The organism is Glutamicibacter sp. PAEs-4, assembly GCF_051161755.1.
In the GTDB taxonomy this organism is placed as follows: Bacteria; Actinomycetota; Actinomycetes; order Actinomycetales; family Micrococcaceae; genus Glutamicibacter; species Glutamicibacter nicotianae.
Window position 1 is genome coordinate 2,054,421 of record NZ_CP195017.1, and the last position, 12,736, is coordinate 2,067,156.

A 12,736-nucleotide genomic window follows, 5' to 3' on the forward strand; every position below is an offset into this window, starting at 1 on the left:
CCATTCTTCGTGGCTGACCTGGCGCATCGGGATCTGACGCCCGGCAACGGTACCTGCCGCGTAGCCTGCCTGCGAATTCCTTGCCGTTGCCATGTGCATATACCTGTCGTTTGCGAATCTACTTGATCGGTACACTTTTAGTCTAGCGTCAGCAGGTATTAATTTCAGTGCTCCTCGGGAGCTATTTCTGGCCGGCCACCGTCAGCATAAATAATTACGAAGAAGACTGGCCGCAGCGATAAACCGGACATATCCACGGGTTAACGAACGAAGGTCCAACCCTTGCAGGGTTGGACCTTCGTAGATCAGCTAAAGCTAATCACGATTTCCGCACGTGGCAGAAGCCGGAATTAGTTGCCGGTCAGCTTCTCGCGCAGTGCAGCCAGTGCTTCGTCCGAAGCCAGGGTGCCTGCATCGGTGGCTGGTGCCTCCGAGGAGTAGGAAGCTGGAGCTGGCTCGGAACCACCGGCAGCAGCAGGCTCTGCTTCTGCATCGGCGGCGATTGCGGCAGCAACCTGCTTCTTGTGTGCTTCCCAACGCTCCTGGGCAGCAGCGTACTGTGCTTCCCATGCAGCGCGCTGAGCGTCGAAGCCCTCGAGCCATTCGTTCGACTCTGGGTCGAAGCCCTCTGGGTACTTGTAGTTGCCGGCCTCGTCGTACTCTGCGGCCATGCCGTAGAGTGCTGGGTCGAACTCGGTGCCCTCTGGGTCAACACCTTCGTTAGCCTGCTTGAGCGACAGCGAGATGCGGCGGCGCTCCAGGTCGATGTCGATGACCTTGACGAACAGCTCGTCGCCCACGGAGACAACCTGCTCGGCCAGTTCAACGTGGCGAACTGCCAGCTCGGAGATGTGAACCAGGCCTTCGATGCCGTCTTCGACGCGTACGAACGCACCGAATGGAACCAGCTTGGTAACCTTGCCCGGTACAACCTGACCCAGTGCGTGGGTGCGGGCGAAGGTCTGCCATGGATCTTCCTGGGTAGCCTTCAGCGACAGGGAAACGCGCTCGCGGTCCAGATCGACTTCCAGAACCTCGACGGTGACTTCCTGGCCAACCTCGACAACCTCGGATGGGTGGTCGATGTGCTTCCAGGACAGCTCGGAAACGTGTACCAGGCCGTCTACGCCGCCCAGGTCCACGAAGGCACCGAAGTTGACGATGGAGGAAACAACGCCCGGACGAACCTGGCCCTTTTCCAGCTTGTTGAGGAAGGTCGAGCGGACCTCGGACTGGGTCTGCTCGAGCCATGCACGGCGGGAGAGCACAACGTTGTTGCGGTTCTTGTCCAGCTCGATGATCTTGGCTTCGATTTCCTGGCCGATGTATGGAGCCAGGTCGCGCACACGGCGCATCTCGACGAGCGATGCTGGCAGGAAGCCACGCAGGCCGATGTCCAGGATGAGGCCACCCTTGACAACCTCGATGACGGTACCGGTAACGACGCCGTCCTCTTCCTTGATCTTTTCGATGTCGCCCCAAGCGCGCTCGTACTGTGCACGCTTCTTGGACAGGATCAGGCGGCCTTCCTTGTCTTCCTTGGTCAGGACCAAGGCTTCGACGCTGTCGCCAACGGTGACAACTTCACCTGGGTCGACGTCGTGCTTGATGGAAAGCTCGCGGGAAGGGATGACACCTTCGGTCTTGTAACCGATGTCGAGCAGAACTTCGTCGTGGTCAACCTTGACGACGGTGCCTTCGACGAGGTCACCATCGTTGAAGTACTTGATGGTGGCGTCGACTGCGGCCAAGAAGTCCTCAGCAGATCCAATGTCGTTGATTGCGACGACTGGTGCGCTGTTGTTCTCGTTCGAGGTGATGGTCATGTAGTAGGGACTCCGATGTGGATAGATTTGATCAGTCGAAACCCCGGAAGTCCCGGAATTTCGAAGGGGGTAAAACTTGATTGCGGACACGGCAAAGCCATGGCACGCTGTTCAAGTCTACGCGCCTACCACACCGCGGGTCAAAGCGTAACCCGCTAACATCCACGCCAGCATTTTGTGAACTTCGTCATAATATCCGGTTTTCGCCCCCCCATCCCGCTAGAAACCGTGTGGCGTGAATCCCTCGCGCGCCACGCTGAACGCGCGCCGCCAGTTCCCTGCGCCTGCCCCGCCGACCAGTTCTGCACGGCCGGAATCCAGCAATTGATCAAGTTGCACTGTCCCGAGATAGAGGCCAGCCACCTCCCTTTCAGAGAGCGCGACCAGCGGCAGGTCGGGATCGGACTGTCCTTCGTCGATTCGGGTCACCGTGGCGCGGGCATCGGCCACGTCGAAGAGGTAGGTCCCGGAAATCAAATCCATCCGGTCGTTCACGCGCAACAGGAACCGGGCATCATGCTGGTAACCGCGAACCTGGAAAGCGGCGGCAACATCCAGCACGCGCAGCCATAGCGAATCGTCGATGGAACGCACGTGGTAGTCCCGCACGTTGTCCAGCACCTGGCGCAGCGGATCGGCCACCGGACCTTGGCCATGCACTTCCTCCACCAGATCATGGTTGCCCAGATATTCGAAGAGCTTGATCCGGGCGGCATCGCTGGTGGCGATCAGCTTGTGCACCACGAGCTTCGCCTTTGGTTCGTCCCAGCCGCCGAACTTGTAGGTGGCGAACCCGCCGAGCTGGCCGGCATCGTCGTAGTAGGCGGCAAAGCGCAGGTTCTTCGGCTTGTCCAAGGTCTCCCAGTTGTCCCAGCGGCCCAGGGCGTAGCCATTGTCGTACTCGGTGCTGTCCACGGAGCCGAAGGTCCGCTCGAACGCGCGGACGGCCAGCGCGGAGTAGTCAGCTTCGAGGCGGGCAGGATCGGCATCCACCACCTTGCCCGGCAGCTGGACTCGCAGCTTCAACCCGCCGGCGCATTTGAGCGTGAAACGGCATTGGAAGGTGGCCGGTTCGAAACCGTACCGCCCATAGATCGTCGCTTCCGATGCGGTCAACGCGGCCAGCGGGAATCCTTCCTGCTGGGCATAGGCCAGATCGGCAGTAATCTGCCTGCCCAGCACGCCGCGCCGCCGATAGCTCGGGGCCACGGTGACCGAAGTGATCTTGTGCGCCGGTACCGGTTCGCCGCCTCCGGCATTGAGCAGCCCGGGAAATGCCCCGTAGGTGTGCACCGGTTCGGTTGCATGGCGCGAGTGCGGTTCGGCGTGCGGGTCGAACACGAGGCAGAAGCGCATTTTCTGCGCGTAGGTCAGGTCCAGGTAGTTCTTCCAGTTGGGCTCGTCCGGCAGCTGCTCGTAGAAGCCGATCCCGGTGGCCCGATGGAACAGCTTGATCGCTTCGTCGAGTTCCCCGCTTCGCGCATCGGCCTGGAAGGTCCGGGTTTCCAGCTGCGGCTGGGGCTCTGGTCTCATCGTGCTCCTTGGCGTGGAAGTCGGCTGGTCACAGTCTATGCCCCTGCCGGCCTGTTGCAAGGGGAAGGCCTCACCAGGCATCGGAGAGCTTGGCGAATCGCAGGCCTGAATCCAGCGCCTGGACCAGCCCAAGTGCCAGGCCCTTCGCCGTGCCCGAAGCTGGCTGGTTGAAGTGCCCGATGCCGACATCCCCGGCGCGCAGCTGGCTAACCTGCGCGGCGACGGTCGTCGCGTCGAAGCTCGCCCCGGCGTCCAGGTTGACTGTGAAGTTCATCGGCAGCACGCCCAGTTCGCGGCACAGCGCCGCGCCGGCTTCGTCCATGTGGGCGGTGCCGGAGCGGAAGAACTGCGCGGTGATGCCGAACCGCTCTGCCAGGTACAGCTGGTTGCCCATCACTTCGTCGTAGGCCTGGGCGATCGATCCAGTACCCATGATGCCGTAGGCGCTCTGGCCCCCGGTGGCCAGCGGGGCATGGCTGGTACCGTGGTTGGCGATCTCGAACAGCTCGTCGCTGGCCAGTTCGGCCAGCAGCCGCGCATTGGCCCGAGCCCACCGCTGGTTCACGAACAGGGTTGCCGGCACCTGCAACTCGCGCAAGGCATCCAGCAGGGTTTCGTCCGCGCCGGAGCCGTTTGGTCCCCCGCAGGCATCGAAGGTCAACGCCGCGAATTCGCTGCCCTTAGGCAAGCCCAGCTCGATGCCCGGGATATCCAGCCCGAACTGCCCGGCCGGAACCTCCTTGAACTTTTCGATCACCTGGTTCCGGCTCGGGTATGCCGCAGGAAAGGCGGACGCTGGCTGGGACGAAGCCGCGGCGGAAGGCGGTGGGGTTGCCGAGGCTGCCGGGGCCGTGGACCGCTGTTCGGGGGCAACTGCGCTGCAACCGGAGATCAGCCCGGCGGCCAACGCGCCGAGCCCCAGGCTGCCGGTTTTCAGCGCCCAACGCCGCGAGTACTGCTCCACGTCCGCCTCTTTCATCAAGCCTTTGGGTCATGCCAAAGGGCAGGAGCACGACGCGGTGCTCCTGCCCTGCTGGTTGCAGCGCGCTAGTGCGCGGCGTCGTGCCAGGTCCGGCCGATGCCCGGCTGGACATCCAGCGGCACCAGCAGGTCTGCTGCCTGCCCCATTTCGCGGGTCACCAGCTCCTGCACCGGTTCCAGCTCGCCCTCGGCGATCTCCAGGATGAGTTCGTCATGCACCTGCAAAAGCATCCGGGACTTGTACCCGCCGTCTTCCAGGCCTTCGGCGATGCGCAGCATGGCCACCTTGACCAGGTCGGCGGCCGATCCCTGGATCGGGGCGTTCAGCGCGGCACGCTCGGCAATATCGCGCAGCCGGCGATCGGAGCTGTTCAGCTCCGGCAGGTAGCGCCGGCGGCCGAAGATGGTTTCGGTGTAGCCGTCCTTGCGGGCCTGGTCGACCACCGAGCGCAGGTAGGTGCGCACGGCGCCAAAGCGGTCGAAGTAGTCCTTCATGAGCTTGCGGGCCTCGTCCACGCCGATCTTCAGCTGCTTGGAGAGCCCGAAGCTGCTCAGCCCGTAGGCCAGGCCGTAGCTCATCGCCTTCACCTTGGAGCGCATCTCACTGGTGACGTCTTCCGGCTCGACGTTGAACACGCGCGAACCGACGTAGCGGTGCAGGTCTTCGCCGTTCTGGTAGGCCTCGATCAGCCCTGCATCCTCGGAGAGGTGGGCCATGATGCGCATTTCGATCTGCGAGTAGTCCACGGTCAGCAGGCTCTGGTAGCCCCCGCCGACCATGAACACGTCGCGGATGCGCCGGCCTTCTTCCGAACGCACGGGAATGTTCTGCAGGTTCGGGTTCAGGCTGGACAGGCGCCCGGTCGCGGCCACGGTCTGCGCATAGGTGGTGTGGATCCGGCCATCGTCGTGGGTGGCCTTGAGCAAGCCGTCGACGGTCTGGCGCAGCTTGATCGCATCGCGGTAGGCCATCAGCGCGACCAGGAACGGGTGCCCGGTCTTGACCAGCAGATCCTGCAGCGACTCGGCATCCGTGGTGAAACCGGTCTTGATTTTCTTGGTGCGCGGCAAATCCAGTTCCTCGAACAGGACCACCTGCAGCTGCTTCGGGCTGGAGAGGTTGACCTCGTGGCCGATCGCGGTAAACGCGTCATTGGTCGCCTGGTCCACCTGTTCGGTGAAGTGGGCGCGCAGCTCGTTGAGCCTGTCCACGTCCACCGCGACGCCGGCGCGTTCCATCTCGAAGAGCACCGGAATCAGCGGCAGCTCCATCTCGGCGGCCAGCTTGTCTGCGTGCTTCTCCGCCAGCTTGGAGGCCAGGTAGGCGGAGAGGTCGTGGATGGCCTGCGCCTGGGCCAGGGCCGGTTCGGCCAGCTCGGAGGCCAGTCCCAGATCCAGTTCACCCTTCTTGGCCTGGTGTACCGGCACCGTGTACTTCAGGTGGTACTGCACCACGTCGACCAGGTCGTGGCTGCGGCGATCGGGCTGGATCAGGTAGGCGCTGATCAGGGTGTCGTCCCTGATGCCGGCGATCTCCAGCCCGCGCTCGATGAGCAGGTGCATGGCGGCCTTGGCGTCGTGGAAGAGCTTCGGGGCGTTCTCATCGGCGAGGAACTGCGCCAGCACGGCCTCGGTGGCCTGATCGAGGTGTGCCAGTTCCAGCCAGAGGGCTTCGGCGCCGCGGAACAGGGCCAGGCCCACGGCTTCGCCGCCAGCCACGGCGGGCTGGATCGCGATGGCCGCGCCCTTCCCGGCCTCGATGAATCCGCGCAGCGCGTCGGCATCGGCGTCGAGCACCCGGGAGAATTCGGCAACCTCTGGCGCCGCTTCCTCTTCCTGGGCCGCGAACAGGTCGAACAGCCGCTTGCGCAGGGTGTTGAATTCCAGCGCGTCGAACAGGTTCTCGATCTCTTCGCGGTTCGGGGCTTCGAGTTCCATCTCATCGAGCGTGACCGGCAGTTCCAGGTCGTGCTTGAGCTGGTTCAACCGGCGGTTGCGGGTCACATTGTCCACATGCTCGCGCAGGGAGTCGCCGACCTTGCCCTTGATGTTCTCGATGTTCTCCAGGATCCCGGCGAGGTCCCCGTAGAGGTTGATCCATTTCGCGGCGGTCTTCGGTCCCACGCCCGGCACGCCTGGCAGGTTGTCGGCGGTTTCGCCCACTAGCGCGGCCAAATCCGAGTAGCGCTCAGGGCGCACGAAGTACTTGGCTTCCACCGCGGCGGCATCCATCGGCGGGATATCGCTGATGCCCTTTTTCGGGTACAGCACCAGGGTCTTGTCGGTGATCAGCTGGAAGGCGTCGCGGTCGCCGGAAACCACCAGCACGTTGAACCCGGCTTCTTCGCCCTGGGTGGCCAGCGTGGCCAGGATGTCGTCGGCCTCGAAGCTTTCCAAGGTGATCGAAGGGATGTTCATCGCCTTCATGACCTCTTTGATCAGGTCGATCTGCCCGTAGAACTCTTCGGGGGTCTTATTGCGTCCGCCCTTGTACTCGGTGTACTCCAGCGAGCGGAACGTCGGGGTGTCCAAGTCGAAGGCCACCGCAACGTGGCTGGGCTTTTGCTGGCGGATCATCGTCAGCAGCATCGACACGAACCCGTGCACTGCATTGGTGTGCTGGCCGGTGCTTGTTGCGAAGTTCTCTGCAGGCAGCGCATAGAACGCGCGGAATGCCATGGAGTGTCCGTCGATGATCAGCAGTCTCTTGTCCGACGAAGCAGTCGGTTTGGTTGTTTCGCTCACACCTGAAAGCCTAGTTGCCATGAGCGACAATTTCACTTCTCAAACCACGCAATCTTCGGCACATCCGTTTGCCGCGCAGCTATCGCGCCATGGCATCCCCGAAAGCATGTGGCCCCATCTGCGGCAAAATGGCGTGGGCGAGCTGGTGGAGAAAATGGACATCGTCTTCACCGAGTTCGAAACCCAGCGCGTGGCGGCCACGATGCCGGTGGCGGGCAATACCCAGGTCTATGGGATCCTGCATGGCGGGGCGTCCGCAGCGCTGGCCGAAACCCTAGGTTCGATGGCTGCCGCGTTGCATGGCGCCGGCCGCGCCAACCCGGTCGGCGTTGATTTGAACATCACCCACCACAAGGCCGGCCGTTCGGGGGTTGTCACCGGGGTATGCACCCCGGTGCATCTGGGCCGCAGCAGCACCTGCCATGAGATCGTGATCAGCGATGAGCAGGGCCAGCGGGTAGCCACCGCCCGCATCACCAACATGCTGCTGCCCGTCGACTAGCAATCCGTGCAAGCGGCGCTCCGGGCAAGCCGTGCGTTCCTGGAGTGCCGCCGCGTTTTCGGCCGGGCTCCGGCGCCGCCTAGCCGATCGCGTAGCGCGAGAGGACGATGTCCGCTCCCAGGTCGGTGACCTCCAGGGAGGAGAGCTGCGTGCTGATCGCGCGGCCGAAGAGATTCGCCCCGCCGCCGAGCACTTCCGGAACGGTGACCAGCAGCAGCTCATCGAGCGCATCGGCCTCGACGAAGGCACCGGCCAGGTCGGCTCCGCCGACCACCCACACGTCGCCAGCCCCTGCGCTTTGGGCGATGTCCTGGCTCCAGAAGCCCACCTCGCCGCGGATGAAGGTCAGGTCCGCTCCGGGTAGTGTCGGCAGTTCATGGTGGGTGAAGACCCATACCGGCTTGTCGCCGAACACCAACGGCACGGATCCCTCTGTGGCGTCGCGGACGATGTTCTCATAGGTCTTGCCGCCAATCACTACGGCGCCGACGGTCTCGAAGAACTCGTCGAAATGCTTTTTCACTCCCGGCTGCGAGGCATAGGGCGTGAACCATTGCACGCTGCCGTTGCGATCGGCGATAAAACCATCGATGGAGGCACCCACGTAGTACTTGAAGCTAGTCATGGCTCCAGTCTAGGGGTGCCTCCATCGAAGGCGATATCAAGTTGGCCGGGGAGCCCGGATTCGTGTCGGATCCGCCGGATGCCGAGCGCGGCTCTAGTGGCTTGAGGAGATGCCCAGGATGGCCTCGCTCAGCTGCGGCACGATCAGCACGACGCCCAAGGCGACGATCAGTCCGCACACCACGAAGCAGGCGTAGGCGCCGGCCTTGCTCACGCCTTGGCTGCGGCCGCCATCCTTGGCAACGGCAAGCAGGCGGACTCCGAAGGAGTAGGCTGCCACAATCGCCAACGCGGCAACCCACGTGACGACGGCAACGACCAGGAATGCTGTCCAGTCGATCATGAATTATCAGCTTCCTTCTGCGCGGCGGCGGCCTTGGCCTGCTTGGCTTCCGCCTTGGCCTTGGCACGGCGTTCCTTCTTGGACAGGATGTTCACGGCTGCACCGGAGTTGTCGATGTCGGAGATGTTCGACTCGTGGTCATGTGGCTGCTTGCGCGAGATGAACCAGATGGCCAGCATCGCACCGGTACCAGCGACAGCGACGATCACGATGCCGATGTTGCCCAGGTGGGTGATGGCGGCGGCGATGCCGCCGACGATGCCGGCAGCCGGCAGGGTGAACAGCCAGCCCAGGGCGATTCGGCCGGCGGTGCCCCAGCGGACTTCGCCGCCCTTGCGGCCCATGCCCGAACCGATCACCGAGCCGGAAGCCACCTGGGTGGTCGACAGCGCGAAGCCCAGGTGCGAGGAGGTCAGGATAGCCGAAGCGGTGGACATCTCGGCGGCGAAGCCCTGCGCAGGCTTCACGTCGGTCAGGCCCGATCCCATGGTGGCGATGATGCGCCAGCCGCCGGTGTAGGTGCCCAGTGCGATGGCGAAGGCGCAAGTGGCGACCACCCAGAACTGCACTCCGGAGTCGGAATCCTGCAGGCCCGAAGCCACCAGGGTCAGGGTGATGATGCCCATGGTCTTCTGCGCATCGTTGGTGCCGTGCGAGAGTGCAACGAGCGAGGAGGAGAAGATCTGGCCGTAGCGGAAACCGCCACGCTTCGGCGAGGCGCCGTTTTCACGCTTGGTGATGGCGTACGCCAGCTTGGTGCACAGGTACGCGGAGATGCCCGCGATCAGCGGCGCGCAGATGGCCGGGAGCAGCACCTTGGACAGCAGCACGCTGTAGTTCACCGATGCGAACCCCGCACCGACGATCGCGGCGCCAACGAGGCCGCCGAACAGTGCGTGGGAAGAGCTCGATGGCAGGCCCAGCAGCCAGGTGAACAGGTTCCAGATCACGGCACCCATCAGGCCCGCGAAGATCATCGCCGGGCCGATCGCTACGCCCGTGGTCGGGTCTTCGTTGATGATGCCACCTGAAATGGTCTTCGCTACCTCGGTGGAGAGGAAAGCGCCGACGAGGTTCAGAATTGCGGCGAGGGCAACAGCCTTCTTAGGGGAAATTGCTCCGGTTGCGATTGGAGTGGCCATCGCATTGGCCGTGTCATGGAAACCATTGGTGAAGTCGAAAAACAACGCCAAGGCAATGACCAGGACGACGATAAGCGTCAAATCCATTGAATACCAGCCTGAGGGGTCGAACGGCAAGGAAAAGTGAACGGGCCATGAAGAAGGGTCCTGCGGAGGGTAATGGCGTGCGGGTCTTCGTTCTCGGCGCAATTTCCATCTTAGGCCTACCACGCAGTACGTCAATCCAGGATTGCAACCCCATTCAGCGGAAAAAAGGGTGAACAAAAGGTTACGGAACGGTGAACGCCCAGTCGAACGCCGTTCCAGTCGGTCGAGGGCATAAAAAATGTGCGCCAAACCATACGTGGTTTGGCGCACACTCTTGTGGCTGGCGGTGCCTACTTGACCTGGTCGACGACCGTCTCGGCGACCTGGCGCATGCTCAAGCGGCGATCCATGGAGGTTTTCTGGATCCAGCGGAACGCTTCCGGCTCGGTCAGGCCCATCTTGGTGATGAGCAGCGACTTGGCGCGGTCCACCAGCTTGCGGGTTTCGAACTGCTCGGCCAGGTTGCTGACTTCTTCTTCCAGCGCGCGCAGTTCGTCATTGCGGGAAATCGCGATTTCGATTGCCGGGGTGAGGTCTGCAGGGGTGAACGGCTTGACCACGTAGGCCATGGCCCCGGCTTCGCGGGCGCGCTCCACCAGTTCCTTCTGGCTGAAGGCGGTCAGCAGGACCACCGGGGCGATGCGTTCCTTGACGATGGCTTCGGCGGCGGTAATGCCGTCCATGACCGGCATCTTCACGTCCATGAGCACCAGGTCGGGCTTCAGCTCGCGCGCCTTTTCCAGAGCCGTCTGGCCGTTGTCGGCTTCGGCGACGACGTCGTAGCCCTCGGAGCGGAGGATTTCGACGATGTCCAGGCGGATCAGGGTTTCGTCCTCGGCAACGACCACGCGACGCGGAGTGGTTTGCACCTCGGATGGGATGCGGGTGATTTCAGGTAGTTCGCTCATTGGCGCCTTCCTCCATGGTCAGAGTTCCTGCCCGCTGCGCGGGCGGCATCTAGGTGGTTTAGGTTCAGCGAAGCCACGTTGCCTCGGTTTCACTTCTAAGCCTACTGGCATGTACTCTTGTTCAGGCGAAGACGCGAGGATCCTGATTAGGAAATCTGGAAAACCTCTAGTAAAGTAGTCAAAGTGCCAGCCCAAGTGGCGGAATCGGTAGACGCGCCGCACTCAAAATGCGGTATCGAAAGATGTGTGGGTTCGAGTCCCACCTTGGGCACCAGCTTCAAGGCCGTTGGGCCGGAAATATTTCCGGTCCAACGGCCTTTTTCGCGCCCCCGGCCGATGGGTTGTCGATCGGCTGTGCTCGAGTTCACAACCCGCATTCGCCGACCCAAGCAGAGTCCGCCCTGCCCCAGCTTCTGGGACAGGACGGATCGATACGCTTGGGCTAGAGGGTAGCGGCGACTACAGGTTCTTCGGAGCCGAGACGTTCTCCGGATCCCACGGACCAACCTTCTCGCGTGCAGGCATCGGCTTGCCATCGACCAGCTGGCCGGCATCTGCCAGGTCGCCGATCTTGTGCACGCGCAGCGAGTTGGTCGAGCCGGCCTGCCCCGGAGGGGAACCGGCTGCGATGCAGACCAGGTCGTTGAGGTCAGCCAGTCCCTCGGAGAGCAAAGCTTCGTCCACCTGGGCAGTCATCTTGTCGGTGTGATCGGCGTAGGCCACCAAGCGTGCCTGCACACCCCACATCAGGGTCATGATGTTGTAGGTCTGCTGCAGCGGGGTGAAGGCCAGCACCGGCTTCTTCGGGCGCAGCCGCGACAGGCGCCGCGCCGAGTCGCCGGACTGGGTGAAGGCCACGATGTACTTCGCATCGAGCTGATCGGCGATTTCCACTGCGGCGCGGGTGATCGCACCGCCGCGGGTCTTCGGCTTGGAGCCCAGGCGTGGAATGCGATCCAGTCCGTGCTCTTCGGTCGAAGAGATGATCCGCGACATGGTCTCCACCGTTTCCACCGCGTACTCGCCTACGGAGGTCTCTCCCGAGAGCATGACCGCGTCGGCACCGTCGAGCACCGCGTTGGCGCAGTCCGAAGCCTCGGCACGGGTCGGGGTTGGCGATTCGATCATCGATTCAAGCACCTGGGTGGCGACGATGACCGGCTTCGCCCAGCGGCGAGCCAGCTCGACCGCACGCTTCTGCACCAGTGGAACTTCTTCCAATGGCAACTCGACGCCCAAGTCGCCACGGGCGACCATGATCGCGTCGAAGGCGTTGACGATTTCCTCCAGCGCGGCCACAGCCTGCGGCTTCTCGATCTTAGCGATGACCGGCACACGGCGGCCTTCTTCATCCATGATCTCGTGGACACGCTCGATGTCCTCGGCGTTGCGCACGAAGGACAGGGCGACCATGTCGATGCCGGCACGGATGGCCCAGCGCAGGTCGTCCTCATCCTTTTCGCTCAGCGCAGGCACGTTCACGGCCACGCCAGGCAGGTTGATGCCCTTGTTGTTGGACACTTCGCCGCCCACGACGACCTCGGAGCGCACGGTCTTCTCGTCGACCGCAATGGCCTTGAGCTTGACCTTGCCGTCGTTGATCAGCAGGAAGTCCCCTGGCTGCACGTCGGTAGGAAGTCCCTTGAAGGTGGTCGAGCACAGGTTCCGGGTGCCTTCGATGTCCTCGATGGTGATGGTGAATTCCTCACCGGCCTCGAGGATGTACTTGGCGTTGTCCTTGAAGCGGCCGAGGCGGATCTTCGGACCCTGCAGGTCGGCGAAGATGCCGACAGCACGGCCTACCTCTGCGGCCGCATTGCGCACATTCGCAAGGGATTGCGCGTGCATGGAGTGGTCTCCATGGCTCATGTTCAAGCGGGCGACGTCCACGCCCGCCTTCAATACCGCTACAGTGTTTTCATAACTTGCCAGGGCCGGGCCCCAGGTTGCCACAATCTTTGCGCGTCTCATTCCGTCAGCCAAATGCCTTTCATGTTCACATAGGCAAAATGCGGCCCACCCGGTTTCCGGGTGCGCCGCATTCA

10 protein-coding genes and 1 tRNA gene are annotated in these 12,736 nt (G+C 63.0%); 2 read left to right on the top strand and 9 right to left on the bottom strand.

The window, feature by feature from the left end; all coding sequences use genetic code 11:
* Positions 1-350 precede the first annotated feature (350 nt).
* The 4 genes from rpsA to polA all read right to left on the bottom strand — a co-directional run bounded on the left by rpsA (position 351) and on the right by polA (position 7,019).
* Positions 351-1,826 (bottom strand): 30S ribosomal protein S1, encoded by a 1,476-nt coding sequence (gene rpsA / locus ACR9WD_RS09680; RefSeq protein ID WP_038990737.1) that lies wholly within the window; start codon positions 1,824-1,826, stop codon positions 351-353.
* A gap of 219 nt (positions 1,827-2,045) precedes the next feature.
* Complete coding sequence (locus ACR9WD_RS09685; protein WP_434922012.1) at positions 2,046-3,359, bottom strand: GNAT family N-acetyltransferase; 1,314 nt, start codon at positions 3,357-3,359, stop codon at positions 2,046-2,048.
* 70 nt (positions 3,360-3,429) lie between these two features.
* Positions 3,430-4,338 (bottom strand): polysaccharide deacetylase family protein, encoded by a 909-nt coding sequence (locus ACR9WD_RS09690; RefSeq protein WP_244213627.1) that lies wholly within the window; start codon positions 4,336-4,338, stop codon positions 3,430-3,432.
* 68 nt (positions 4,339-4,406) lie between these two features.
* The gene (gene polA, locus ACR9WD_RS09695; protein ID WP_434923207.1) at positions 4,407-7,019 is read right to left on the bottom strand and encodes a DNA polymerase I; all 2,613 of its coding nucleotides are present in this window, start codon (positions 7,017-7,019) and stop codon (positions 4,407-4,409) included.
* A gap of 85 nt (positions 7,020-7,104) precedes the next feature.
* Here polA and ACR9WD_RS09700 point away from each other — a divergent pair, with 85 nt between their 5' ends.
* Complete coding sequence (locus tag ACR9WD_RS09700) at positions 7,105-7,587, top strand: hotdog fold thioesterase (protein ID WP_149597041.1); 483 nt, start codon at positions 7,105-7,107, stop codon at positions 7,585-7,587.
* A 79-nt stretch (positions 7,588-7,666) separates the two neighbouring features.
* Here ACR9WD_RS09700 and ACR9WD_RS09705 read toward each other — a convergent pair whose 3' ends face one another.
* The 4 genes from ACR9WD_RS09705 to ACR9WD_RS09720 all read right to left on the bottom strand — a co-directional run bounded on the left by ACR9WD_RS09705 (position 7,667) and on the right by ACR9WD_RS09720 (position 10,691).
* Positions 7,667-8,212: a dihydrofolate reductase family protein gene (locus ACR9WD_RS09705; protein WP_434922013.1), complete on the bottom strand. Its 546-nt coding sequence runs from the start codon at positions 8,210-8,212 to the stop codon at positions 7,667-7,669.
* 93 nt (positions 8,213-8,305) lie between these two features.
* Entirely contained in the window at positions 8,306-8,554 is a 249-nt protein-coding gene (locus tag ACR9WD_RS09710) for a hypothetical protein (RefSeq protein WP_073706076.1), read from the bottom strand.
* Positions 8,551-9,783: an inorganic phosphate transporter gene (locus ACR9WD_RS09715; RefSeq protein WP_038991795.1), complete on the bottom strand. Its 1,233-nt coding sequence runs from the start codon at positions 9,781-9,783 to the stop codon at positions 8,551-8,553. The genes ACR9WD_RS09710 and ACR9WD_RS09715 overlap by 4 nt, the downstream gene beginning before the upstream one ends.
* A gap of 290 nt (positions 9,784-10,073) precedes the next feature.
* Positions 10,074-10,691 carry an ANTAR domain-containing response regulator gene (locus ACR9WD_RS09720; RefSeq protein WP_052253823.1) on the bottom strand — a complete coding sequence of 206 codons (618 nt, stop codon included), beginning with the start codon at positions 10,689-10,691 and terminating at the stop codon, positions 10,074-10,076.
* A gap of 189 nt (positions 10,692-10,880) precedes the next feature.
* Between ACR9WD_RS09720 and ACR9WD_RS09725 the strand changes: the two genes are divergently transcribed.
* Positions 10,881-10,965: transfer RNA gene (locus tag ACR9WD_RS09725), tRNA-Leu, on the top strand.
* 185 nt (positions 10,966-11,150) lie between these two features.
* Here ACR9WD_RS09725 and pyk read toward each other — a convergent pair.
* Positions 11,151-12,662, bottom strand: coding sequence for a pyruvate kinase (pyk, locus tag ACR9WD_RS09730; protein WP_128470122.1), 1,512 nt, complete (start codon positions 12,660-12,662; stop codon positions 11,151-11,153).
* Positions 12,663-12,736: the final 74 nt, after the last annotated feature.